Origin of the sequence: Achromobacter insuavis (assembly GCF_902859645.1) — a bacterium.
In the GTDB taxonomy this organism is placed as follows: Bacteria; Pseudomonadota; Gammaproteobacteria; order Burkholderiales; family Burkholderiaceae_B; genus Achromobacter; species Achromobacter insuavis.
Map to the genome: position 1 here is coordinate 342,513 of NZ_CADIJR010000001.1, position 24,848 is coordinate 367,360.

The 24,848-nt window shown below is 69.5% G+C and carries 15 protein-coding genes; 9 read left to right on the forward strand and 6 right to left on the reverse strand.

All coding sequences use genetic code 11. The annotated features are described in order from the left end of the window. Positions 1–12 precede the first annotated feature (12 nt). The 3 genes from H0523_RS01585 to H0523_RS01595 are packed head-to-tail and all read right to left on the reverse strand — an operon-like array spanning position 13 to position 5,911. Positions 13–1,560 carry an efflux transporter outer membrane subunit gene (locus H0523_RS01585; protein WP_180179997.1) on the reverse strand — a complete coding sequence of 516 codons (1,548 nt, stop codon included), beginning with the start codon at positions 1,558–1,560 and terminating at the stop codon, positions 13–15. A 2-nt stretch (positions 1,561–1,562) separates the two neighbouring features. Continuing rightward, the gene (locus tag H0523_RS01590) at positions 1,563–4,736 is read right to left on the reverse strand and encodes an efflux RND transporter permease subunit (protein ID WP_054429674.1); all 3,174 of its coding nucleotides are present in this window, start codon (positions 4,734–4,736) and stop codon (positions 1,563–1,565) included. Further along, positions 4,733–5,911, reverse strand: coding sequence for an efflux RND transporter periplasmic adaptor subunit (locus tag H0523_RS01595; RefSeq protein WP_369816778.1), 1,179 nt, complete (start codon positions 5,909–5,911; stop codon positions 4,733–4,735). The genes H0523_RS01590 and H0523_RS01595 overlap by 4 nt, the downstream gene beginning before the upstream one ends. 168 nt (positions 5,912–6,079) lie before the next feature. Here H0523_RS01595 and H0523_RS01600 point away from each other — a divergent pair, with 168 nt between their 5' ends. From H0523_RS01600 to H0523_RS01625, 6 genes are all read left to right on the forward strand, one after another. Continuing rightward, positions 6,080–6,703: a TetR/AcrR family transcriptional regulator gene (locus tag H0523_RS01600; protein ID WP_054429673.1), complete on the forward strand. Its 624-nt coding sequence runs from the start codon at positions 6,080–6,082 to the stop codon at positions 6,701–6,703. Between the two features lie 186 nt (positions 6,704–6,889). Then, positions 6,890–8,860, forward strand: a complete 1,971-nt coding sequence (locus H0523_RS01605; RefSeq protein WP_054429672.1) for a BCCT family transporter — start codon at positions 6,890–6,892, stop codon at positions 8,858–8,860. A 184-nt stretch (positions 8,861–9,044) separates the two neighbouring features. Further along, a complete protein-coding gene (locus H0523_RS01610) occupies positions 9,045–10,175 on the forward strand; it encodes an efflux RND transporter periplasmic adaptor subunit (protein ID WP_054429671.1) in 1,131 nt (376 codons plus the stop codon). 16 nt (positions 10,176–10,191) lie between these two features. Continuing rightward, the gene (locus tag H0523_RS01615) at positions 10,192–13,311 is read left to right on the forward strand and encodes a MexW/MexI family multidrug efflux RND transporter permease subunit (protein WP_054429670.1); all 3,120 of its coding nucleotides are present in this window, start codon (positions 10,192–10,194) and stop codon (positions 13,309–13,311) included. A gap of 8 nt (positions 13,312–13,319) precedes the next feature. Beyond that, on the forward strand, positions 13,320–14,750 hold the full coding sequence (locus H0523_RS01620) for an efflux transporter outer membrane subunit (protein ID WP_054429669.1): 1,431 nt from the start codon (positions 13,320–13,322) through the stop codon (positions 14,748–14,750). A gap of 25 nt (positions 14,751–14,775) precedes the next feature. After that, on the forward strand, positions 14,776–15,438 hold the full coding sequence (locus H0523_RS01625; protein ID WP_054429668.1) for a helix-turn-helix transcriptional regulator: 663 nt from the start codon (positions 14,776–14,778) through the stop codon (positions 15,436–15,438). Between the two features lie 48 nt (positions 15,439–15,486). Here H0523_RS01625 and oprZ read toward each other — a convergent pair whose 3' ends face one another. The 3 genes from oprZ to axyX are packed head-to-tail and all read right to left on the reverse strand — an operon-like array spanning position 15,487 to position 21,194. Further along, entirely contained in the window at positions 15,487–16,878 is a 1,392-nt protein-coding gene (gene oprZ, locus H0523_RS01630; RefSeq protein WP_054429667.1) for a multidrug efflux RND transporter outer membrane subunit OprZ, read from the reverse strand. Beyond that, complete coding sequence (gene axyY / locus H0523_RS01635; protein WP_054429666.1) at positions 16,875–20,012, reverse strand: multidrug efflux RND transporter permease subunit AxyY; 3,138 nt, start codon at positions 20,010–20,012, stop codon at positions 16,875–16,877. The genes oprZ and axyY overlap by 4 nt, the downstream gene beginning before the upstream one ends. Positions 20,013–20,018: 6 nt before the next feature. Then, the gene (axyX, locus tag H0523_RS01640) at positions 20,019–21,194 is read right to left on the reverse strand and encodes a multidrug efflux RND transporter periplasmic adaptor subunit AxyX (protein ID WP_054429665.1); all 1,176 of its coding nucleotides are present in this window, start codon (positions 21,192–21,194) and stop codon (positions 20,019–20,021) included. Between the two features lie 244 nt (positions 21,195–21,438). On the opposite strand from axyX, the gene axyZ reads away from it, so the two are divergent. From axyZ to H0523_RS01655, 3 genes are all read left to right on the forward strand, one after another. Further along, positions 21,439–22,077: a multidrug efflux transcriptional repressor AxyZ gene (axyZ, locus tag H0523_RS01645; protein WP_054429664.1), complete on the forward strand. Its 639-nt coding sequence runs from the start codon at positions 21,439–21,441 to the stop codon at positions 22,075–22,077. Positions 22,078–22,161: 84 nt separating this feature from the next. Further along, complete coding sequence (locus tag H0523_RS01650) at positions 22,162–23,058, forward strand: LysR family transcriptional regulator (RefSeq protein WP_054429663.1); 897 nt, start codon at positions 22,162–22,164, stop codon at positions 23,056–23,058. 258 nt (positions 23,059–23,316) lie between these two features. Then, positions 23,317–24,819: an ABC transporter substrate-binding protein gene (locus H0523_RS01655; protein WP_054429662.1), complete on the forward strand. Its 1,503-nt coding sequence runs from the start codon at positions 23,317–23,319 to the stop codon at positions 24,817–24,819. The last annotated feature ends 29 nt before the right edge of the window (positions 24,820–24,848 follow it).

Consider the following 24,848-nt stretch of genomic DNA (forward strand, 5'->3'; position numbering starts at 1 on the left):
GAGCGGCGCGGGTTACTGCTGCTGCTGCTGCTGCTGCTGCTGCTGCTGCTGCTGCTGAGGCGCCGGCGGTTCGCCCGTATTGCCGCCGGTGGCCGGTTGCGCCGGCGCCTGCGGCGCGCGCACCGGCGAGCCCATGGCCTGGAACAGCGCCGCCGTCTCGGTCAGGCGGGCATTGGCGTATTCCACTTCCCGCACCCGCGCCGCGACGTAATGCTGTTCGCTGGCGTACGCGGTGTAGGGCGCCAGCGCGCCCAGGCGCACTCGGTTGGCGGTGTTGCGGTGCGACTGCTCCGCCGACCGGCGCGAGGCCTCGGCCGACGCCAGCGCCTGCCCATCCGCATCCAGCTGCGCCAGCGTGTCGGCCACGTCGCGGAAGGCGGTCAGCACGGTCTGCTTGTATTGCAGCACCGCCGCTTCATAGCGGTCCTTGGCGGCGCTGCGCTCGGCCAGCAGCGCGCCGCCATGGAAGATCGGCTGCGTCAGCGACGCGCCCACCGCCCAGATCGAGCCCGCGCCCGACAGCGCCGCCGGCCAGCTGAAGCCGCCCTTGCCCATCGATGCCGACAGCGACAGGCTGGGGAACAGCTGCGCCGTGGCCACGCCGACGTCGGCCGCCGCCGCGCGCAGGACGGCCTCGGCGATGTGGATGTCGGGCCGCGCCGCCAGCAGTTCGGACGGCACCAGCACCGGCACTTCGCCGGGCACGGCGATCATGGCGAAGGCCAGGTCTGGCGGCGCCTGGTCGGGGCTGCGGCCCATCAGCACCGCCAGCGCGTGGCGGGTGGTCTGCCACTGCGCGCGCAGGCCCGGCAGCGAGGCCTCCAGCGTGGCGGCGTCCTGGTCGGCCTGCAGCGCGTCGTTCTGCGAGGCCGAGCCCAGTTCGTAGCGGCGCTGCGTGTCGCGCGCCACCTGGCGCGCCAGCACCACCTGCTTTTCGGTCAGCGCCACGCGCTCGGCCAGCGAGGCCGAGGTGATGGCGCCGGTGACGATGTTGCCGGCCAGCGAACGGCGCGCCGATTCCAGCTGGAACGCCTGCTGCTCGACGTGCGCCGCGCGCGACACGTTCTCGAAGCGCGCCGCGCCGAACAGGTCCAGGTCGTACTTGGCCTGGATCTGGCCGGTGAAGACGTTGTAGAGCGCGGTGGGTTCCGGCAGGTTCGGCATGGTCAGCGCGCGCTTGCGCGTGACGTCGCCGCCAGCGTCGACCGTAGGCATCAACGAAGAATTGACCTGCCCGCGCAATTGCTCGCGGGCGCCGGCCAGGTTGCGCTCGGCGGCGGCCAGGTCGGGGCTGTTGGCCAGGCCTTCTTCCACCATGGCGTTGAGCGCCTCGGAGCCGAAGCGTTTCCACCATTCGGGCACCGGGCCGGCGTCGCGCGCATAACGCTGCGCCACGCCCTGCGCCGGCGCGCCGGCGGCGGGCAGCGCCTCGACGCCGTATTGCGCGGGCTGCGCCATGGCCGGCGGCTTGCTGTCGGGGGCGAAGGCGCAGGCGCCCAGCGCCAGCAGCAGCGGCAGGGTGGCCAGGCGCCAGGCCGGGGTCGGGAGACGGAGGGACATCGTCAGGCTCCTCGTTCTACGTTGTCGCCGGCGTGGGCGCCGGGCGGCACGCCTTCGGGCTCCTCGCGCTCGTCGTGGCGCACGCGGAACCAGGCCGCGTACAGCGCGGGCAGGAAGAACAGCGTCAGCACCGTGGCGCTGGTGATGCCGCCCATCAGCGCGGTGGCCATGGGGCCGAAGAAGTTGCTGCGCAGCAGCGGGATCAGCGCCAGCACCGCGGCCGCCGCGGTCAGCGTGATGGGACGGAAGCGCCGCACCGTGGCGCCGACGATGGCGTCGACGCGCTTGTGGCCGGCGCTGATGTCCTGTTCGATCTGGTCGACCAGAATCACCGAGTTGCGCATGATGATGCCGAACATCGCGATCACGCCCAGCATGGCGACAAAGCCGAACGGCTTGCCGAACAGCAGCAGCGCGGCCACCACGCCGATCAGGCCGAGCGGCGCGGTCAGCACCACCATCAGCACGCGGGCGAAGCTTTGCAGCTGCACCATCAGCAGCGTCAGCACCGCCACGATCATGATCGGCATCTGCGCATTGATGGACGACTGGCCCTTGGCGCTTTCCTCGACCGGACCGCCGACCTCGATGCGGTAGCCGACGGGCAGTTCGGCGCGCAGCGCGTCCAGCTTCCTGTCGATGGCGTGGGTGACGTCGATGCCCTGCGCGCCGGCCTTGACGTCGGCCTGCACGGTGATGGTGGGCTGGCGGTCGCGTTCCCAGATCACGCCGTACTCCAGGCCGTAGCGCACCTGGCCCAGGCTGCCCAGCGGCACCGGGCCGTTGGGCGTGGGCATGGCCAGCGTGGCCAGGCGGCCCGGGTCGACGCGTTCGCTGTCGGGGGCGCGCAGGCTGACGTTGATCAGCTTGTCGCGCTCGCGGTACTGCGTCACGGTGTAGCCCGACAGCGTCATCGCCAGGAAGCTGGAGATGTCGTTCGAGCTTACGCCCACTTCGCGCGCCTTCTGCTGGTCGATGTCGAAGCGCACCGAGCGCTCGGACGGCTCGTCCCAGTCGAACTGCACGTTGACCGAGCGGCTGTCGGCGCGCACTTCGGCGGCCACCTTCTCGGCCACCTGGCGCACCTCGGGGATCTTGTCGCCGCTGACGCGGAACTGCACCTGGAAGCCCACCGGCGGGCCGTTCTCCAGCCGCGACAGGCGGCTGCGGATCGCCGGGAACTGCTCGTGCAGCACCGGTTCGAGCCAGTGCGCCAGTTTTTCGCGGTCTTCCACCGAGTTGGCGGTGATGACGATCTGCGCGAAGTTGGGCGTGGCCAGCTGCTGGTCCAGCGGCAGGTAGAAGCGCGGCGCGCCGGTGCCGACGAAGCTCACCGAATGGGCGATCTCGGGCCGGCCGTCCAGCACCTTTTCAAGCCGCTCGACCTGGCGCAGCGTGGCGGCGAACGAGGCGCCTTCCTGCAGCCGCACGTCCACCAGCAGCTCGGTGCGGTCCGAGCTGGGGAAGAACTGCTGCGGCACCAGGCCGAAGCCGACCATCGACACCACGAACAGCGCCACGGTCGCCAGCAGCACGCGCCAGCGGCGGTCCACGCACCACGCCACCCAGCCGCGCAGGCGCTGGTAGAAGCGGGTGTTGTAGATGTCGTGCTCGTGGTCATCGGGCAGGTGAGCCTCGCGCTTGCGCTCGGGCAGCATGCGATAACCCAGCAGCGGGATCAGCACCACCGCGGCGAACCACGAGGTGATCAGCGCGATCGCCGACACCTGGAAGATCGAACGGGTGTATTCGCCGGTGCTGGACTTGGCCAGCGCGATCGGCAGGAAGCCGGCCACCGTCACCAGCGTGCCGGTCAGCATCGGGAAGGCGGTGCTGGTGTAGGCGAAGGCGGCGGCGCGCGCGCGGCTCCAGCCCTGTTCCAGCTTCACCGCCATCATCTCGACCGCGATGATGGCGTCGTCCACCAGCAGGCCCAGCGCCAGCACCAGCGTGCCCAGCGAGACCTTGTGCAGGCCGATGCCGAACATGTCCATGAACAGCGCGGTCACCGCCAGCACCACCGGAATCGAGATCACCACCACCATGCCGGTGCGCAGGCCCAGCGACACCAGGCTGACGATCAGCACGATGGCCACGGCCTCGGCCACCGAGCGCAGGAACTCGTCCACCGAGAACGACACCGCCTTGGGCATGCTCGACACTTCGGTCAGCGTCAGGCCGGCCGGCAGCCGCGCCTTGAGTTCGCCGAACTTGGCGTCCAGGGCCTTGCCCAGGTGCACCACGTCCTGGCCGGGCTGCATGGTGATGCCGATGCCCAGCACCGGCTCGCCGCGCGTGCGCATCTGCTCGGCCGGGGGATCGTCATAGCCGCGGTGGATGGTGGCGATATCGCCCAGCCGGATCGACTTGCCGTTGACGCGGATCAGCGTCTCGGCCAGCGCCCGGGTGTCCTGGAACTGGCCGCTGGGACGCACGAACACGCGGTCGTCGGCCGTGGTCAGGGTGCCGGCGCTGGCCACCGCGTTCTGGCTGTTGATGGCCTCGGCGATCTGCTGCGGCGACACGCCCAGCCGCGTCAGCTGCGTGTTGCTGATCTCGATATAGACGTGCTCGGGCTGCTCGCCGAAGTAATCGACCTTGGCCACGCCCGGCACGCGCAGCAGCACGGTGCGCAGGCTGTCGGCGTAGTCGCGCAATTGCGCCGGCGAGAAGCCGTCGCCCGCCAGGGTGTAGATGTTGGTGTAGACGTCGCCGAACTCGTCATTGAAGAACGGCCCCTGCACGCCCTGCGGCAGCGTCGCGCCGATGTCGCCGACCTTCTTGCGCACCTGGTACCACTCGTTGGCCACCTCGCTGGCCGGCGCCGAGTCCTTCATGGTGAAGAAGATCAGCGATTCGCCGGGACGCGAGTAGCTGCGCAGGAAGTCCGTGGACGGTGTTTCCTGCAGTTTCTTGGCGATGCGGTCGGTGACCTGCTCCTGCACCTGCTGCGAGGTGGCGCCGGGCCACAGGGTCTTGATGACCATCACGCGGAACGTGAAGGGCGGGTCTTCGGACTGCGCCAGGCGCGAATACGACAGCACGCCGAACAGCGTCACCAGCGTGATCAGGAAGATCACCAGCGGCTGGTGCCGCAGCGCCCAGGCCGACAGGTTGAACTTGCCTTCCTCGTGGCGGTGCGCGGCGTTCTGATTCTCGGGAACCGGCGCGCTCATGATGCGAAGTCCTCGGGGTGCAGCGGCGGCACCGCGCGGACCTTCTCGCCGGCCGACACGGCGTGCACGCCTTGCCAGACCACGCGCTCGCCGGCCTGCACGCCCTGCGTCAGGGTGACGCTGCGGGCGTCGTAGCGCAGCACCTGCACGCGACGCAGTTCCAGCGTGTCTTCCTGCGGCTTGACGATCCAGACCGCCGGCTCGCCGTTGTCATGGAACAGCGCGGTCGCCGGCACCGTGTAGGTGGTGGCGCCGTTGGCCTGGCGGTTGTCGAAGCTGATGTTGGCGGTCATGCCCAGTCGCACCTCGGGCGAGGGCGACTCCAGCGTCAGCTTGGCGCGGTAGGTGCGGCTCTGCGGATCGGCCGCCGGCGCGATCTCGCGCAGCACGGCGCTGAAGGTCTGGCCGGGCAGCGGCGCCAGCGTGACGGTGGCGCGCTGGCCGATGGCCAGGCCCGCCAGCACGCTTTCGGGCACGTCGCACAGGGCGTCGACGTCGCCCGCCCAGGCCAGGTTGTAGACCGCCTGGCCCGCCGCCACGTTCTGGCCGGTGTCGGCCTGCTCGGCGGTGATGACGCCGGCGTGGTCGGCGGCCAGGGTGGTGTAGTTGAGCTGGTCGGCCGACAGGGCCGCCTGCTGCGCCGCCTGGTCGCGCTGCGCCAGCGCCGAGGCGTAGGCGTTGCGGGTCTGTTCGAGCTGGTTGGCGGCGATCAGGTTTTCCCTGGACTGGGCGCGGTCGCGGTCCAGCTGCTGCTTGGCGTAGTCCAGCTGGTGCTGGGCGGCCGACAGCTGGGCGCGGGCGGCGGCGGCGTTCTTGGTGGCGTCGGCGGGGTCGAGCCTGGCGACCACCTGGCCCGGCTTGACCGTGTCGCCCAGCCGGACCTTGCGTTCGATGATCTTGCCGCCCACCCGGAACGACAGCGGCGTGCTGTAGCGCGCCTGCACTTCGCCGGGCAGGGTCCAGGCCGGCAGCGCCGAATCGGCCTTGGCCGGCATGGCCACCACTGGACGCGGCGGCGGCGGCTCGGCCTCCTTGCTGCCGCAGCCGGCCAGCGCCAGCGTCAGCGCCAGGGCGAGCGCGGGCCAGGGGCGGCGCAGGACAGGATGGGAAAGCGCCGCGGCATGGGCGGCGGGATTGCGCGCGGCGACGGGCGCGCAAGAACCTGAAGAATTCACGAAACACCTCGCGACGCGGGCAGGAGGGGGAAACGGGACGCGAGGCGGCAGGCCCTTGCAGGCCGGCGCGCGGCACCCTGGCAATCCGATACGGGATGGATTCTAATTCGGGTGTGTATTCAAATACAAGTGTGAATCTGAAATCGTTCCAGATGATAGAATCGCCCCATGTCAAAAGTCCGCCTTACCCGAGAGCAAAGCCGCGACCAGACGCGCCAGCGTCTGCTCGATGCCGCGCAATCGATCTTCCTGACCAAGGGTTTCGTCGCCGCCAGCGTCGAGGACATCGCCGAACTGGCCGGCTATACCCGCGGCGCCTTCTATTCCAATTTCGCCAGCAAGTCCGAACTGTTCCTGCAGCTGCTCAAGCGCGACCATGAAAACGTGATGAGCGACATGCGCGCCATCTTCGAGGCCGGCGAGACCCGCCAGCAGATGGAAGACAGCGTGCTGCACTACTACAGCAACCATTTCCGCGACAACGAGTGCTTCCTGCTGTGGATGGAAGCCAAGCTGCAGGCCGCCCGCGATCCCGAATTCCGCGTCGGCTTCATCGCCTGTATGGGCGAGCTGCGCGAAGCCACCACCGAATACATCCGCCAGTTCTCCGAGCGCGTCGGCACGCCCCTGCCGCTGCCCGCGCGCGAGCTGGCCATCGGCCTGCTGGCGCTGTCCGACGGCATGCAATTCAGCTTCGCCTTCGACCCGCAGAACGTCAGCGCCGAGACCACCGAATCGGTGCTGGCGGGGTTCTTCCGCCGCGTGGTATTCGGCGAACGCGACCCCGGCTAGGGCCGCCCGGCCCGACGGCGACCCGCGCGGCCGGCCCGGGCCCGGATGCCGGGCGCGGTGCGGCCATGCGACGCGGGCATTGTCACGGCCAGCGGCGGCATGATAGTAATAACGGCGGCGCGCCGGCTGGACTGAGGGGGCCAGCGCCGCAGCCTTTGGCATCCCTCGGGCGAAAGGAGCGGCAGCATGTCTTCAGAAACCCGACCATCCACCATCAACCGCCCGGTCTTCTATTCGGCGGCGCTGTTCACGCTGCTGCTGGTGGGCTTTGCCATCACGGCGCCCAGGACCGCGCAGAATCTGTTCGAATCGATCCAGGCCTGGATCCTGGGCAACGCCAGCTGGTTCTACATCCTGGTGGTCGCCATCATCCTGCTGTCGGTGGCGTTCCTGGCCATCAGCCGCTATGGCGACATCAAGCTGGGGCCCGATCACAGCGAGCCCGACTACCGCAACTTCACCTGGTTCGCCATGCTGTTCTCGGCGGGCATGGGCATCGGCCTGATGTTCTTCGGCGTGGCCGAGCCGGTCATGCACTTCATGTCGCCGCCGGTGGGTGAGGGCGCCACCGCGGCCGCCGCGCGCGAATCCATGAAGATCACCTTCTTCCATTGGGGCCTGCACGCCTGGGCCATCTACGCGGTGGTGGCGCTGACGCTGGCATTCTTCAGCTTCCGCCACGGCCTGCCGCTGACCCTGCGCTCGGCCCTGTATCCGCTGATCGGCAATCGCATCCACGGCCCCATCGGCCACGCGGTCGACGTGTTCGCCATCATCGGCACCGTGCTGGGCGTGGCGACTTCGCTGGGACTGGGCGTGGCGCAGATGAACAGCGGGCTGAACCATCTGTTCGGCATTCCCGTGGGCGTGATGCCGCAGATCATCCTGATCGTCATCACCTGCGGGCTGGCCACGCTGTCGGTGGCCAGCGGCCTGGACAAGGGCATCCGCATCCTGTCCGAGGCCAACATGGTGCTGGCGGTGATCCTGCTGCTGTTCGTGCTGGTGGCCGGCCCCACCGTGTTCCTGCTGCAGACCTTCGTGCAGAACACCGGCGCCTACCTGTCGGACATCGTCAACAAGACCTTCAACCTGTACGCCTACGAGCCGACCGACTGGATCGGCGGCTGGACCCTGTTCTACTGGGGCTGGTGGATCGCCTGGTCGCCGTTCGTCGGCCTGTTCATCGCCCGCATCTCGCGCGGGCGCACCATCCGCGAATTCGTCAGCGGCGTGCTGCTGGTGCCGGCCGGCTTCACGCTGTTCTGGATGACGGTGTTCGGCGATACCGCCATCCACTTCATCCTGGTCGACGGCATCAAGGGGTTCGCCGATACGGTCAAACAAGACAATTCGCTGGCGCTGTTCGCGTTCTTCGAGCTGCTGCCCTGGAGCAGCGTGATCTCGATCTTCGCCATCGCGATGGTGGCGGTGTTCTTCGTCACCTCGGCCGACTCGGGCGCGCTGGTGGTGGACCTGCTGGCCTCGGGCGGCGCCGACCGCACGCCGGTGTGGCAGCGCATCTTCTGGTCGCTGTCGATGGGCGCGGTGGCCATCGCGCTGCTGCTGGCCGACGGCCTGACGGCGTTGCAGACGGCCACCATCGCCAGCGCGCTGCCGTTCTCGATCATCCTGCTGCTGTCGTTGTGGGGGCTGTTCAAGGCGCTCAGGCTCGACGCCACCAAGCGTGGCATCCGCTACCAGTCGCTGACGCTGTCGCGCCCCGCGCGCGGTGGCCAGTCGTGGGAGCGGCGGCTGCGCAACATGGTCATGATGCCGCGCCGCGCCCACGTGCTGCGCTTCATCGCGGATGTGGTGACCCCGGCGCTGGAGGACGTGGCCGATGAACTGCGCAAGCAGGGCTACGCCGTCGCGGTCAAGGAAAGCGACGGCGAGGGCGGGGTGGTGCTGGAGGTGAACCACGGCGAACACCTGGACTTCTTCTATTCGGTGCGGCCGCAGGCCTTCGTGCGGCCCAGCCTGACGCCCGAAGAGGCCGCCGACGAGGAAGAGCGCAAGTACTTCCGCGCCGAGGTCCACCTGCGCGAGGGCGGACAGGACTACGACATCATGGGCTGGAGCCGCGACGCCGTCATCGGCGACATCCTCGACCAGTACGAACGCCACCGCCACTACCTGCACATGGTGCGCACGTAGCCCTGGCGTTGCGCCCTGGGCGCAAGCCTGTTTCCCCGCAAACCGCCGGCCTTCGCCGGCGTTTTTTTTGGCCATTTCCCGCCGATAGGTTTTCTTAATCCTAAACATTACTTTAGGTTTTTTGACTTCGTCCGATTTTTCAAGGATTATCCAAGCAATTCCTTTGATAAATAGTGAGAGAGTCATGAAGGCGAAATCAGGCGCATGGGCGGCCGGGGTGCTGGCCCTGGCGGTAGTGGCGGGGGGCGGGCTGTACTGGAAATTCGGCGGCGCGTCGCACAAGGGCGGCTGGGCCATGGCGCCGGCCAAGGTGGCGGTGGCGCCCGTGTTGCAGGCGGATTTCCCGGCGGCGCTGTCGGGCATCGCCTCGCTCGAGGCGACCCGGCAGGTGCTGGTGCCGGCCGAAGTCGACGGCCGGGTGGCGCAGATCCTGTTCACCCCCGGCGAGCGGGTGCGCGCCGGGCAGCTGCTGGTGCAGCTGAACGACGCGCCCGAGCAGGGCGAACTGGCGCGGCTGCAGGCCCAGGCCAGGAACGCCCGGGCGCTGCTGGAACGCACCCGCCGCCTGGTGCCGCAGCAGGCGGCCACGCGCGAGCAGCTGGACCAGGCCCAGGCCGACTACGACCAGGCCGCCGGCGAGATCAAGCGGGTCCAGGCCCTGATCGAGCAGAAGCGCATCAAGGCCCCGTTCGACGGCGTGCTCGGCGTGCGCCGGGTCAACCTGGGCCAGTTCGCCCGCGCCGGCGATCCGCTGGTGTCGCTGACCGACGCGGCCAGCGTCTACGCCAACATCACGCTGCCCGAGCAGGCGCTGGGCGCGCTGCGCGCCGGCCAGCCGGTGACCGTGACGGTCGACGCCCACGCCGGCCGGGTCTTCGACGGCACCGTCACCACCATCGAACCGCAGGTCGACCCGGGCTCGCGCACCGTGCGGGTGCAGGCCACGCTGGCCAACGCCGACGGCGCGCTCGCGGCCGGCATGTTCGCCCATGGCCAGGTGGTGCTGCCGCCGCGGCCCGGCGTGCTGACCGTGCCAGAAACCGCCATCAGCTACAGCGCCTATGGCGACTCGGTCTACGTGGTGACGCCGCCCAAGGGCGGCGAGGCGTCGGCGCCGCCGACCGTGACCCAGGCCTACGTGCGGACCGCCGAGCGCGTGCGCGGCCGGGTGGTGGTGACCAAGGGCCTCAAGCCGGGCGACCGCGTGGTGACCTCGGGCCAGCTGCGCCTGCACAACGGCGCACCCGTCGAGATCAGCGCCCAGGACACCGTGGCGCTGGACGCCGCGCCGCAATCCGTGGCGCAAGCCCGCTGAACCCGCGGAGCCGATCATGAAGTTCACCGATCTGTTCGTCCGCCGGCCGGTGCTGGCGCTGGTGGTCAGCACGCTGCTGCTGTTGCTCGGGTTGCGCGCCCTGAGCGGCCTGCCGATCCGCCAGTACCCGCTGACCGAAAGCACCACCATCACCATCACCACGCAGTACCCGGGCGCCTCGCCCGACCTGATGCAGGGCTTCGTCACCCAGCCCATCGCGCAATCCGTCGCCACCGTCGAGGGCATCGACTACCTGTCGTCGTCCTCGACCCAGGGGCGCAGCGTGATCACGGTGCGCATGAAGCTCAATGCCGATTCCAACAAGGCCATGACCGAGGTCATGGCCAAGGTCAACGAAGTCAAATACCGCCTGCCGCAGGACGCCTACGACCCGGTGTTGGTCAAGTCCGCCGGCGAGGCCACCGCCGTGGCCTACGTGGGGTTCTCCAGTTCCACCATGTCGCTGCCGGCGCTGACCGACTACCTGTCGCGCGTGGTGCAGCCGCAGCTGTCGTCCATCGACGGCGTGGCCAGCGTGGAGCTGTATGGCGGCCAGAAGCTGGCGATGCGCGTCTGGCTCGACCCCGACCGGCTGGCCGCGCGCGGCATCTCGGCCGGCGAACTGGCCGAGGCCCTGCGCCAGAACAACGTGCAGGCGGCGCCCGGCCAGGCCAAGGGCCTGTACGTGGTGTCCAACATCAAGGTCAACACCGACCTGGTCAACGTGGCCGAGTTCCGCGACATGGTCATCAAGCGCGAGGGCGACGCCATCGTGCGCCTGGGTGACGTGGCCACGGTTGAACTGGGCGCGGCCTCGACCGACTCCAGCGGCCTGATGGATGGCGAGCCGGCCGTGTATTTCGGCCTGAACGCCACGCCGGTCGGCAACCCGCTGGTGATCGTCAAGCGCCTGAACGAACTGCTGCCCAACATCAAGCAGAACCTGCCGCCCGGCACCAGCGTGCAAGTGCCGTTCGAGCTGGCGCGCTTCATCAGCGCCTCGATCGACGGCGTGGTGCACACGCTGATGGAAGCCATCGTCATCGTGGTGGCGGTGATTTTCCTGTGCCTGGGCTCGCTGCGCGCGGTGCTGATCCCGGTGGTCACCATTCCGCTGTCGATGCTGGGCGGCGCGGCCATCATGGCGCTGTTCGGCTTCAGCGTGAACCTGCTGACGCTGCTGGCCATGGTGCTGGCCATCGGCCTGGTGGTGGACGACGCCATCGTGGTGGTCGAGAACGTGCACCGCCATATCGAGGAAGGCAAGTCGCCGGTGCGCGCGGCCCTGATCGGCGCGCGCGAAGTGGCCGGCCCGGTGATCGCCATGACCATCACGCTGGCTGCGGTGTACGCGCCGATCGGGCTGATGGGCGGGCTGACCGGTTCGCTGTTCAAGGAATTCGCCTTCACGCTGGCGGGGGCGGTGGTGGTGTCGGGCGTGATCGCGCTGACGCTGTCGCCGGTGATGAGTTCGTTCCTGCTCAACAGCCAGGTGTCCGAAGGCTGGATGGCGCGCCGCGCCGAGCATTTCTTCGGCCGCCTGGGCGAGGCCTACGGCCGGCTGCTGGATGTGTCGCTGCACCATCGCTGGGTCACCGGCCTGCTGGCGGTGGCGGTGATGGCCAGCCTGCCGTTCCTGTACAACGCCGCCCAGCGCGAGCTGGCGCCGGTCGAGGACCAGTCCACCGTGCTCACCGCGATCAAGTCGCCGCAGCACGCCAACATCGACTACGTCGAGAAATTCGGCAAGAAGTGGGACGACGTGATGGCGACGCTGCCCGAACAGAAGGGCCGCTGGCTGATCAACGGCTCGGACGGCGTGTCCAACAGCATCGGCGGCGTCGACTTCGTCGACTGGCACGAGCGCAAGCGCTCGGCCGACCAGATCCAGGCCGACATGCAGTCGATGGTCAACCAGATCGAGGGCAGCAACATCTTCGCCTTCCAGCTGCCGCCGCTGCCCGGCTCGACCGGCGGCCTGCCGGTGCAGATGGTCATCATGAGCGCGGCCGACTACCCGGTGGTCTACGAGGCCATGGAAAACCTGAAGCAGGCGGCGCGCGCCAGCGGCCTGTTCATGGTGGTCGACAGCGACCTGGACTACAACAACCCGGTGGTGCAGCTGAAGGTGGACCGCGCCAAGGCCAACAGCCTGGGCGTCACCATGAAGGCGGTGGGGGACACACTGGCGGTGCTGGTGGGCGAGAACTACATCAACCGCTTCGGCATGGATGGCCGCTCGTACGACGTGATCCCGCAGAGCCTGCGCGAGCAGCGCATCTCGCCCGAATCGCTGGCGCGGTACTACGTCAAGAGCGCCAGCGGCGCGCAGGTGTCGCTGTCGAACATCGTGTCGGTGTCGATGGGCGTCGAGCCCAACAAGCTGACCCAGTTCAACCAGCTCAACGCCGCCACCTTCCAGGCCATCCCGATGCCGGGCGTGACCATGGGCGACGCGGTGCAGTTCCTGACGCGCCAGGCGCAGCAGCTGCCGGCCGGCTTCAGCTATGACTGGCAATCGGACGCGCGCCAGTTCAGCCAGGAAGGTTCGGCGCTGATGATCACCTTCATCTTCGCCATCATCGTCATCTACCTGGTGCTGGCGGCGCAGTACGAAAGCCTGCGCGACCCGTTCATCATCCTGGTGAGCGTGCCGCTGTCGATCTGCGGCGCGCTGATCCCGCTGGCGCTGGGCATGGCGACCATCAACATCTACACCCAGATCGGGCTGGTGACGCTGATCGGGCTGATCAGCAAGCACGGCATCCTGATGGTGGAGTTCGCCAACGAGATGCAGGTCAGCCACGGCCTGGACCGGCGCAGCGCCATGGAGCACGCCGCCCGCATCCGCCTGCGCCCCATCCTGATGACCACCGCCGCCATGGTGGTGGGCCTGATTCCGCTGTTGTTCGCCAGCGGCGCCGGCGCCCACAGCCGCTACAGCCTGGGGCTGGTGATCGTGGTCGGCATGCTGGTCGGCACGCTCTTCACGCTGTTCGTGCTGCCCACCGTCTACACCGTGCTGGCGCGCGATCACCGCGCCGCCAACGACACGCCGCGCGCCCGCGAACTGGCGCAGGCGCAGGCCGAGGACGCGCCGCCGCTCGCGACGTCGCAGCCGGCCGCCACGCATTGAGGAATCTCATGAATCATCCCGACCTTTCCAAACGCCTGCGCCGCGGCGCCGCGGTGCTGCTGGCCGCGCTGGCCACCGCCGGCTGCGCCGTGGGCCCCGACTACCAGAAACCCCAGGCCGCGCCGGTGGCGCTGGCCAGCCCCGAGCAGGCGCTGTTCTCCACCGACCGGCTGCAGCAGGACTGGTGGAAGCAGCTGCAGGACCCGCAACTGGACCGGCTGATCACGCTGGCGCTGCAACGCAACCATGACATCCGTATCGCCCAGGCCCGCCTGGCCGAGTCGCGCGCGGTGCTGGACGAGAAGGAACTCGACCAGTTCCCCACCGTGACGCTGGGCGGGCGCTTCGAGCGCAGCCTGTCGCAGGCCAATCCCGGCGTGGCGGGCGAGCGCAACCTGGCCAAGAGTTATCGCGCCGGCTTCGACGCCGCCTGGGAGATCGACCTGTTTGGCCGCCTGCGCCGCGCGGCCGAGGGCGCGGCGGCGCGCAGCGAAGCCCAGGCCGCCGACCTGGCGCAGGCCCGCATCGTGGTGGTGGCCGAGGTGGCGCGCAACTACTTCGAGCTGCGCGGCGCCGAGCAACGCCTGGCGGTGGCGCGCGCCAACTTGGACAGCCAGCGCGACAGCCTGCGCGTGATCCAGGCCATGGTGTCGGCCGGCCGCGGCGACGAGGGCGACCTGGCCAGCGCCCGCGCCGAACTCGAAACCGTGCAGGCCAGCGTGCCGCTGCAGGAAACCGCCCGGCGCCTGGCGCTGTACCGCCTGGCGGTGCTGGCCGGCCTGCGCCCGGTGGAACTGGGCGAACTGGACGCGGCCACGCCGCAGCCGCCGCTGGCGGCGCGCCTGCCGATCGGCGACGTCGGCGCCTTGCTGTCGCGCCGTCCCGACATCCGGGCGGCCGAGCGCAACATGGCGGCGGCCAATGCCGACGTGGGCGTGGCCACCGCCGAGCTGTATCCCCGCATCGACCTGGGCGGTTTCCTCGGCTTCGTGGCCTTGCGCGGGGCCGATTTCGGCAGCGCCTCCAGCCGCGCCTTCAGCGTGGCGCCCGGCGTCAACTGGCCGGCCTTCCACCTGCCGACCGCGCTGGCCCGCAAGCGCGCCGCCCAGGCGCGTTCGCAGGGCGAGGTGGCGCGCTATGAGCAGACCGTGCTGCAGGCGGTCGAGGAACTGGAGGGGGCGCTGACGCAGTACGGCCAGACCCAGCAGCGGCTCGGCAACCTGGCGCAGGCGGCCGGCCACAGCGGCCGCGCGGCGGAGCTGGCGCGCCTGCGCTACCGTGAAGGCAGCGCGCCGTACCTGACGGTGCTGGACGCGCAGCGCACGCAACTGCGGGCGCAGGATGCGGTGGCGCAGGCCGAAACGGCTTCCTATACCAGCCTGGTCGCCCTCTACAAGGCGCTGGGCGGCGGCTGGGAGGCGCAATCCGTGGCACCATAGGGGCTTGGCGCCTTTCCCACTTTCCATGTCCGACGACAGCCTGTCCCATCCCATTTCCTGGCAACCGCACCAGCCGGCGGACCGCGTGCTCATGACGCTCAAGACGCGCGGCCCGCAGTCGGTCGCGGTCATCGCCAAGGCGCTCGACGTCACGGCCGAGGCGGTGCGCCAGCAGATGGCGCGCCTGCACGCGGACGGCCTGGTGGATTCGGAAAGCCGCAGCGCCGGGCGCGGCCGGCCCACGCAGATCTGGTTCCTGACCGATGCCGGCAACCGGCGCTTCCCCGACACGCACGCCGACATGACGGTGCAGATGATCAACGCCGTGCGCCAGGTGTTCGGCGACGATGGCGTGGACAAGCTGATCTCGGTGCGCGAGGCCGCCATGCTGGCCACCTACCGGCAGGCGCTGGAAGGCGCCAGCGATCTGCCGCAGCGGCTCGAATGCCTGGCGCGGGTGCGCTCGGCCGAGGGCTACATGGCCGAGATGCGCCGCGACGGCGACGACTTCCTGTTCATCGAGAACCACTGCCCCATCTGTGCGGCGGCCCAGGCCTGTATGGGCTTTTGCCGCAGCGAGCTGGAACTGTTCCGGCAGGTGCTGGGCGAGGGCGTGCGGGTCGAGCGCGAAGAGCACATCCTGCTGGGCGCGCGCCGCTGCGCCTACCGCGTCAGCGCGCGCGCCTGACCCGCCAGGGCGGCGCGTCCCGCATCACCGCCCAATGGCCCGGTGGCGTCAGGACGCTGGCGATGCGCCGTCGTCCCAGCCGCCCAGGGCCTTGTACAGATCCACCGCATTGACCAGCCGGCGCTGCTGCAGCCGGATGTATTCCTGCTCCGACTCGAACAGGCTGCGCTGGGCCTCCAGCATCTCCAGGTAGTTCGCCACCCCGCGCGCATAGCGCCGCTCGGCCAGCCGCTGGCGCTCGCGGTCGGCGTCGCGCACCTTGCGCTGGGCCTCGATCTGGTCGCGCAGCGCGTCGCGCGCCGACAGGGCGTCGGCCACGTCGCGGAACGCCGCCTGGATGCTGCCCTCGTACTGCGCCACCGCGATGTGTTTGCGGGTCTCGGCCAGCGACAGGTTGGCGCGGTTGCGGCCGGCGTTGAAGATCGGCAGCGTCAGGCGCGGCGCGAAGCTCCAGCCGCCGGTGCCGCCGCTGAACAGGTCAGAGAAGCGGTCGGCGGTGGTGCCGATGTCCGTGGTCAGCTGCACCGACGGGAAGAACGCCGCGCGCGCCGCGCCGATGTCGGCGTTGGCCGCGCGCAGCGCCTGTTCCGCCTGGCGCAGGTCGGGGCGGCGCGTCAGCAGCTCGGACGGCAGGCCAGCCGCCAGCGGCGTCAGCGCCTGGCTTTCGAGCGGCGTCGCATCGACGCCGACCGGCAGGGTGAAGTCGCCCGCCAGCAGGCCCAGCGCATGCCGCGCCAGGCTGGCCTCGCGGGTCAGCTCGGCGCGCGTGGCGCGCGAGCTTTCCACCAGCATCTGCGCGGTGCGCAGGCCGATGGCGGTCTCCAGCCCGGCGTCATAACGGCGCTGGGTCAGCTTGAGCGAGGCCTCGCGCAGCGCCAGGGTGCTGTCGGTCAGGCGCAACTGCTCGGCCAGCGAACGCTGGTTGAAGTAGGCGGTGGCGGTTTCCGCCACCAGCGCCAGCGTCGCGGCGCGGTGCGCCTCTTCGCTCGCCAGGTAGCGCGCCAACGCCGCATCCGACAGGCTCCGCACCCGGCCGAAGAAATCCAGCTCGAACGCGGTGATGCCGACCGCGGCGCGGTAGCGGTTGGCCACCGGCATGCGCGGCTGGCCCGGTTCGGCGGCGCGGCCGCGGCTGAATTCGCCGCTGGCGTCGATCGACGGCAGGCGTTCCGATTGCTGCACGCCATACAGCGCGCGCGCCTCCTCGATGCGCAGCGCCGCCACCCGCAGGTCGCGGTTGTTGGCCAGCGCGGCCGCGATCCAGGTCTGCAGCGCCGGGTCGTTGAAATAGGCGCGCCAGTCCGGCGGCGCGGCCGCCTGGCCGGGCTGCGCCGGCGTGTCGTACTGCGCCGGCACCGGCGCCGCGGGGCGCTCATGGGTGGGCGCCAGCGAGCAGCCGGACAGGGCCAGCGCCAGCAGGGTCATTGCCACGGGTTTCATGGCGTCGTCTCCAGCGATTCGCGGCCCTCGGGGCGCGCGGGGCGGGCGCGCATGCCGACCATGCGCCCCACGATGAGAAAGAACAGCGGCACCAGGAACACCGCCAGCACGGTCGCGGTGATGATCCCGCCCAGCACGCCGGTGCCGATGGCGGCCTGCGCGCCCGAGGCGGCGCCGCTGGCCAGCGCCAGCGGCAGCACGCCCACGCCGAACGCCAGCGAGGTCATCACGATCGGCCGCAGCCGCAGCCGCGCCGCTTCCAGCGTGGCCGACAGGACGCCCTGGCCGTCGCGCACCAGGTCCTTGGCCACTTCCACGATCAGGATCGCGTTCTTGGCCGACAGGCCGATGGTGGCGATCAGGCCGACCTTGAAGTAGATGTCGTTGGGCATGCCGCGCACCGTCACGCCCAACAGCGCGCCGATCACGCCCAGCGGCACCACCAGGATCACCGCCAGCGGAATCGACCAGCTTTCATACAGCGCCGCCAGCGCCAGGAACACGATCAGCACCGACAGCGCGAACAGCACCGGCGCCTGGTTGCCGGACAGCCGCTCTTCGTACGACTGGCCCGACCAGTCGAAGCCGATGCCGCGCGGCAGCTCGGCCGCCAGCGTTTCCATGGCGCGCATGGCCTCGCCGCTGCTGTGGCCCGGCGCCGCCGAGCCGTTGATGGTGAACGACGGGAAGCCGTTGTAGCGGTTCAGCTGCGGCGGGCCCATCGACCATTTCAGCGTGGCGAACGCCGACAGGGGCACCATCTGGCCCTGCAGGTTGCGCACGTGCAGGCGCGAGATGTCGTCCACGTCCACGCGGCGCTTGCCGTCGGCCTGCACCGTCACGCGCCGCACCTGGCCGTTGAGCATGAAGTCGCCGATGTACTCCGAGCCATACATCACCGCCAGCGCGGTGTTGATCTCGTCGATCGGCACGCCCATGGCCTGCGCCTTGTCGCGGTCGACGCGCAATTGCAGTTGCGGCGCCTCTTCCTGGCCGGCGAACACCACTTCGGTCAGCGCGGGATGCTCGGCGGCCTTGGCCAGCAGCTTCTGGCGCGCCTGTGTCAGGGCTTCGTAGCCGAGGCCGCCGCGATCCTGCAGCCGGAAGTCGAAGCCCGAGGTCGAGCCCAGGTCCGGCAGCGGCGGCGAGTTGAGCGCGAACACCATCAGGTTCTTGCGATCCGCGAATGCCTTGTTGATGCGCTTGACCACCGCATCGACGTGCAGCGAAGCGTCGCGCCGCTCCTGCCAGTCCTTGAGCGTGACGAAGAACATGGCGGAGTTCGGCCCGCTGCCGTACTGGCTGAAGCCGTTGACCGAGTACACGTACTGCACCGGCTCGTGCTCCATCATGTAGCGCTCGACGTCCTTGACCACCGCCATGGTCTCGGCCTGCGGCGAGCCCTGCGGCAGGATCACCATGGCCATGAAGCTGCCCTGGTCCTCGTCCGGCAGGAACGACGACGGCAGGCGCGCGAACAGCAGCGCCGCCACGCCGATCACCAGCGCGTAGGCCAGCCCGAAGCGCACCGGCCGCGCCAGCACGCCGGCCACGCGCGCCGTATAGCGCGTGGTCAGGCGCGCGAAGGCGCGGTTGAACCAGCCGAAGAAGCCGCGCTTCTCGTGGTGGCCCGCCGGGATCGGCTTGAGCAGGCTGGCGCACAGCGCCGGCGTCAGCGACAGCGCCAGGAAGGCCGAGAAGGCGATCGACACCGCCAGCGTCACGGCGAACTGGCGGTAGATGTTGCCCACCGCGCCGTCGAAGAACGCCATCGGCACGAACACCGACACCAGCACCACCGTGATGCCGACGATGGCGCCGCTGATCTGGCCCATGGCCTTGACCGTGGCGTCATGCGGCGACAGGCCTTCCTCGGCCATGATGCGCTCGACGTTCTCGACCACCACGATGGCGTCGTCCACCAGAATGCCGATGGCCAGCACCATGCCGAACATCGTCAGCACGTTGATCGAATAGCCCAGTCCCAGCATCACCCCCAGCGTGCCCAGCAGCGCCACCGGCACCACCAGCGTCGGGATCAGCGTGGCGCGCAGGTTCTGCATGAACAGGTACATCACGCAGAACACCAGCGCCACCGCCTCCAGCAGCGTCATCAGCACCTTCTTGATCGAGATCTCGACGAAGGTGGACGTTTCATACGGAATGTCCCAGCTCACGCCCGGCGGGAAGTACTGCGCCAGCTCGCGCATGGTCTCGCGGATGCGGCGGGTGGTCTCGACCGCGTTCGAGCCGGGCGCCAGCTTGATGCCCAGGCCGGTGCCGGTCAGGCCGTTGACGCGCGACAGGTACATGTAGTCGGTGCCGCCCAGCTCCACCCGCGCCACGTCCTTCAGGCGCAGCGTGGCGCCGCCCGGCAGCGCCCGCAGTGGAATGTTGGCGAACTGCTCCGGCGTGTGCAGCGATTCCCCCGCCACGATGCTGGCGTTCAGCGGCGCGTCCTTCGGCACGGCCTGGTTGCCCAGTTCGCCGATGGTGACGCGCGCGTTGTGGCTGCGCAGGGCCGAGACGATGTCGCCCGGCGTCAGCGACAGGGCGGTGAGCTTGACCGGGTCGGGCCAGATGCGCATCGCGGCTTCCGCGCCGAACAGCTGCACCTTGCCCACGCCCTCGACCCGCCGCAGCGCCTGCAGCACGTTGGAGGCGGCCAGTTCGCCCAGCTGCATGTCGTCCAGGCTGCCGTCGGACTTCAGCGACACCACCAGCTGGATGTTGTCGGCCGCCTTTTCCACCCGCACGCCGTCGCGCCGCACCGATTCGGGCAGGCGCGGCTCGACCGCCTTCAGCCGGTTCTGTACTTCCACCGCCGCGATGTCGGGGTTGGTGCCCTGCTTGAAGGTCAGGTTGATGCTGGCCCAGCCGGTCGAATCGCTGCTGGACGAGGTGTACATCAGGCCCGGGGCGCCGTTCATCTCGCGTTCGATGATGGCGGTGACGGCTTCCTCGACCACCTTGGCCGAAGCGCCGGGATAGCTGGCGCCGATGTTGACGACGGGCGGAGCGATGTCCGGATACTGCGCCACCGGCAGCGCGCGGATCGACAACAGGCCGACCAGCGCGATGAGCAGCGAGATCACCCACGCGAAAACGGGGCGATCGATAAAGAAACGCGCCATGGCGGTTTACCTTTTTTCGTGATTTCCCGCGGTCGCCGCGGGCGCGCTCGGCGCGGCCCGCTCGACCGGTTTGATTTTCTGGCCCGGGGCCAGCTGCGCGGCGTTTTCCACCACCACGCGTTCGCCGCCCGTCAGCCCCTCGGTGACGACCCAGTTCGGGCCCAGCAGCCGATGCGCCGCCACCGGCACGCTGCGCAGCTCGCCGTCATCGCCGGCCACCAGCAGGTGCGCGCCGTCGGCGTTGCGCAGCAGGGCGTTGCGCGGCACCAGGTAGGTGTCGCGGTTGACCGCTTGCTCCAGCCGCACCCGCACGTACATGCCCGGCAGCAGTTCGCGTCCCGGGTTGTCGAACAGCGCGCGCATGGTCACGTTGTCGGTGCCGGGATCGACCGCCAGGTCGGCGAACGACAGCGTGCCGCCCTGGCCGTACTCGGAACCGTCCGGCAGCAGCAGGCGCACCCGCATCTTGTCGGGCGCGACGCCTTGCAGGGCGCCGGCGCGGATCTGCTTCTGCAGCTGCATGACTTCGGCCGCGGGCTGCGAGAAGTTGACGTAGATCGGGTCGAGCTGCTGCACCACCGTCAGCGGCGTGGCCTGGCCTTCGCCCACCAGCGCGCCCTCGGTGACCAGCGCGCGGCGCGCGCGGCCGTCGATCGGCGAGGTGACGCGGGCGTATTCCAGCCGCAGCCTGGCGCTTTGCAGGTTGGCCTTGGCCAGCGCCACTTCGGCGCGGGCCTGACGCTCCTCGGCCACGCTTTCGGCATGGTCGCGTTCGCTGATGGCGCGGTCCGACACCAGATCGGCATAGCGGCGCAGCTTGTCGGCGGCGGCCGACAGGTTGGCCTGGGCGCGCGCCAGCGAGGCGGCCTCGGAATCGTAGGCGGCCTGCAGCGGCGCCGGGTCGATCTGGAACAGCGGCGTGCCGCGCGTCACTTCCTGGCCTTCCTCATACAGGCGGCGGGTCACGATGCCGGCCACGCGGGCGCGGACCTCGGCTTCGCGATAGGGCTCCAGCCGGCCGGGCAGTTCGCTGGCGACGGCGGTGGGCGTGGCCTTGGCCACGATGACACCGACTTCGGCGGGGGCCTTGGCGGCTTCGGGGGTTTCCTGCTTCGAGCATGCGGAAACGAGAACCAGTACGGATGCGAATGCGAGCGTTCTGAGGGGAACTCGGTGCGTCATTTTTTTAAAAATTATTGTGAGGCGCCCGTTGCGGGCGAGAGAGGGAAAGTCGCGGGTTTTCCCTGTGGGGTCGGCAGTCTATCATTTAATCCGTCATGCTTGATTAATTGTTTTGTTCGAAAGTATGCTGGCGTCTGCATACTTCTTTACAGTGCGCAGCCGGCGGCCCCCGCAAGACGGGCCGCCGTTTTCATATCGCCTGTTCCCGTTCCCTCAACCCCTGTTTCCCCAAGGAGATCCCTGTATGGCCCGCAAGACGAAAGAAGAATCCCAACGCACCCGCGACCGCATCCTGGACGCCGCCGAGCACGTGTTCCTGTCCAGGGGCGTGGCCAGCACCACCATGAGCGATATCGCCGATTTCGCGGGCGTGTCCCGGGGCGCCGTCTACGGCCACTACAAGAACAAGATCGACGTCTGCATCGCCATGTGCGACCGGGCCCTGGGGGAAGCGGTGTCGCTGACCCGCGTGTCGACCGATGGCGAGGCGCTGGAAGCGCTCTATGCCTCGATGCGCCAGTACGTGCAGATCTACGCAGAGGAAGGCTCGGTGCAGCGCGTGCTGGAAATCCTCTACCTGAAATGCGAGCGCAGCGACGAGAACGCGCCGCTGCTGCGCCGCCGCGACCTGTGGGAGCGCCACGCCCTGCGTACTTCGGAAAAACTGCTGCGCGCCGCCGTCAGCCGCGAGGACCTGCCGCCCGCGCTCGACGTGCGCCTGTCCAATGTCTACCTGCACTCCCTGGTCGAGGGCGTGTTCGGCACGATCTGCTGGTCCGATCGCCTCAAGGGCGATATCTGGCCGCGCGTCGAGCGCATGCTCCGCGCCGCCATCGACACGCTGCGCCTGTCGCCGCAACTGCGCTTGCCGCAGGCCGCCTGACCCCGTCGACGCGGACGCCGCCGCCATGGCCGTCCGCGTGGCCATGCCGCGCCGGGGGGATCCGCGCGCCCCTACAATCCGGGCATGACCCTCAAGCAACTCGAAGCCTTCTATTGGGCCGCCACCTGCGCCAGTTTCGCCGTGGCGGCCGAGCGGCTGCACCTGTCGGTGTCGTCGCTGTCCAAGCGCATCGCCGAACTCGAGGACGCGCTGGGCCAGCCGCTGTTCGACCGCAGCGGCCACAAGGCGGTCCTGACCGACGCTGGCCAGCGGCTGCTGCCGCAGGCGCGCGAGCTGCTGGCCGCCGCCGACCGGATCCGCGCCTCGCTGGCCGAGACGCCGGGCCTGCGCGGCCGCTGCCGTTTCGGCGTGGGCGAGCTGACCGCGCTGACCTGGCTGCCGCGCCTGATCGGCGTGGTGCGCGCCGCCTATCCCGACCTGGTGCTGGAGCCCTATGTGGATATCGGCCAGGTGCTGGAGCAGCGCGTGGCCGACGGCGAACTGGACTTCGCCGTCATCGCCGGGCGCTCCTCGCGCCCCAACATCGCTTCCACGCCGATCGGCGAAGCCGCGTTCGCCTGGGCCGCGGCGCCGGCCGCGCTGGCGGGCGCGACCCGCATGGCGCCCGGCCTGCTGGCGCGGCTGCCGCTGGTGACCCTGCCGGCGGGCGCGGGCACCACCCGCATCGTCGACGACTGGCTGGCCGGACGCGACGTGGCCGGCGAACGGCTCTGCTGCAACAACTGGGGCGCCATCGCCGGCCTGCTGATCGAGGGCACCGGCGTGGGGCTGCTGCCCAGCCACTGGGCGCGGGCGTTGCAGGACGAGGGCAGCCTGCGGGTGCTGGCGTGCGACCCGGCGCCGGCGGCCTTGCCGTATTCCTTCCAGTACCGCCGCGACGACACCCGGCCGCTGGTCGGCAAGCTGCGCGAAGCCGTGCTGGCGGCGGTCGACTTCTCGGCGCCTTGCCGCCTGCCTTGAGACCGCGCGTCGGGCCCGCCGCGCAACGGCGCGCGGGCGACCTGTCCGCAAGGCGGTCGCCGCGGGGGCGTTTGGGTCGCTGACAGCCGCCGCTCTATACAATCGTGCCGCGCCTGGCGCAGAATCCAAACAAGAACGTGCGCAACGGGGGGATGGGCCCGGCGATGCAGCACGGCTCGGGGTCTGTTCCCTCACTGCCAGGCGGCGCGCCGCCCGGCGCGCGGGGAAGCAGGCCGCCTGAATCGACGGAGATCATTCATGCGTAAACTTTGCCTCGCCATGGCCATGGCGGGAATGCTGGCCAGCGGGCTGGCCCACGCCCAATCGACCCTGCGGGTCGGCCTGCAGGACGACCCGGACGTGCTCGATCCGACCCGCGCCCGCACCTTCGTCGGCCGCATCGTGTTCGCTTCGCTGTGCGACAAGCTGGTCGACATCACGCCGGACCTGAAGTTCGTGCCGCAGCTGGCCCAGTCCTGGAGCACCAGCCCGGACAACAAGACGCTGACCTTCAAGCTGCGCACCGACGCCGTGTTCCATGACGGCACGCCGATCGACGCCGCCGCGGTCAAGGCCAACCTGGATCGCGCCCGCACGCTGCCCGACAGCAACCGCAAGAGCGAACTGGCCACCGTGGCCAGCGTCGACGCGCCCGACGCCAGCACCGTGGTGCTGCACCTGTCCGAGCCCGACGCCTCGCTGCTGTCGCAGCTGTCCGACCGCGCCGGCATGATGATCTCGCCCGCCTCGTTCGACAAGGATCCCGGCGGCAAGCCGGTGTGCTCCGGCCCGTACCAGTTCAAGGAACGGGTGCAGAACGACCGCATCGTGCTTGAGAAATTTCCCAAGTATTGGGACGCCGCCAACTATCACTTCGACCGTGTCGTCTTCACGCCGATCCCCGACAACACCGTGCGCCTGAACAACCTGCGCGCCGGCGACCTCGACATCATCGAGCGCGTGGCGCCCAGCGACGCCAAGGCGGTCAAGGACGACGCCAACCTGCGCCTGGCCCCGGTCACCGGCCTGGGCTTCCAGTCGATCTCGGTCAACCTGGGCAACGGCGCGCGCGCCAACAATCCGCTGGCCAAGGACAAGCGCGTGCGCCAGGCGCTCGACCTCGCCATCGACCGCGACGTGCTCAACCAGGTCATCGGCGAAGGCCAGTACCAGCCGGCCTACCAGCCGTTCCCGCCGGCCAGCTTCGCCTACAACAAGTCGTTCGAGCACGCCGGCCGCGATCCCAAGAAGGCCCAGGCCCTGCTCAAGGAAGCGGGCTTCGACCGCGTCAAGTTCGAGATCACCTTCGGCAACAACACCACCATGCAGCAGGTCTTCGAACTGGTGCAGGCCATGGGCGCCGAGGCCGGTTTCGACATCACCCTGCGTCCCGTCGAGTTCGCCTCGCTGCAATCGTCGCTGGCGCGTGGTGACTTCGAAGTCGGCCAGAGCGGCTGGTCGGGCCGGGTCGATCCCAGCGGCAACATCCACCAGTACCTCAGCTGCAAGGGCAACCTGAACGACGGCAAGTTCTGCGACCCCGAGGCCGACAAGCTGCTCAACGACGCCCGCGCCGAGCCGGACACCGCCAAGCGCCGCGCCATGTACGACAAGGTGCTGTCGGTGATGCAGGACCAGCGTCCCATCGTCTACCTGTTCTACCTGCCGTGGACCTTCGGCACGCAGAAGAAGCTGGAAGGCTTCGTGCCGTATCCCGATGGCCTGATCCGCCTGAAGGGCGTCAGCCTCGCCAGGAAGTAGGCATCAAGCCAGACGCGGGACCCGGTTGC

Excerpts from the sequence above, each read along its gene's own strand:
- oprZ (WP_054429667.1), bottom strand. The coding sequence starts at position 16,878 with ATGAAACCCGTGGCAATGACCCTGCTGGCGCTGGCCCTGTCCGGCTGC.
- axyZ (WP_054429664.1), top strand. The coding sequence starts at position 21,439 with ATGGCCCGCAAGACGAAAGAAGAATCCCAACGCACCCGCGACCGCATC.
- H0523_RS01585 (WP_180179997.1), bottom strand. The coding sequence starts at position 1,560 with ATGTCCCTCCGTCTCCCGACCCCGGCCTGGCGCCTGGCCACCCTGCCG.
- H0523_RS01650 (WP_054429663.1), top strand. The coding sequence starts at position 22,162 with ATGACCCTCAAGCAACTCGAAGCCTTCTATTGGGCCGCCACCTGCGCC.
- H0523_RS01610 (WP_054429671.1), top strand. The coding sequence starts at position 9,045 with ATGAAGGCGAAATCAGGCGCATGGGCGGCCGGGGTGCTGGCCCTGGCG.
- H0523_RS01620 (WP_054429669.1), top strand. The coding sequence starts at position 13,320 with ATGAATCATCCCGACCTTTCCAAACGCCTGCGCCGCGGCGCCGCGGTG.
- H0523_RS01655 (WP_054429662.1), top strand. The coding sequence starts at position 23,317 with ATGCGTAAACTTTGCCTCGCCATGGCCATGGCGGGAATGCTGGCCAGC.
- axyX (WP_054429665.1), bottom strand. The coding sequence starts at position 21,194 with ATGACGCACCGAGTTCCCCTCAGAACGCTCGCATTCGCATCCGTACTG.
- H0523_RS01590 (WP_054429674.1), bottom strand. The coding sequence starts at position 4,736 with ATGAGCGCGCCGGTTCCCGAGAATCAGAACGCCGCGCACCGCCACGAG.
- H0523_RS01605 (WP_054429672.1), top strand. The coding sequence starts at position 6,890 with ATGTCTTCAGAAACCCGACCATCCACCATCAACCGCCCGGTCTTCTAT.
- H0523_RS01600 (WP_054429673.1), top strand. The coding sequence starts at position 6,080 with ATGTCAAAAGTCCGCCTTACCCGAGAGCAAAGCCGCGACCAGACGCGC.
- axyY (WP_054429666.1), bottom strand. The coding sequence starts at position 20,012 with ATGGCGCGTTTCTTTATCGATCGCCCCGTTTTCGCGTGGGTGATCTCG.
- H0523_RS01615 (WP_054429670.1), top strand. The coding sequence starts at position 10,192 with ATGAAGTTCACCGATCTGTTCGTCCGCCGGCCGGTGCTGGCGCTGGTG.
- H0523_RS01625 (WP_054429668.1), top strand. The coding sequence starts at position 14,776 with ATGTCCGACGACAGCCTGTCCCATCCCATTTCCTGGCAACCGCACCAG.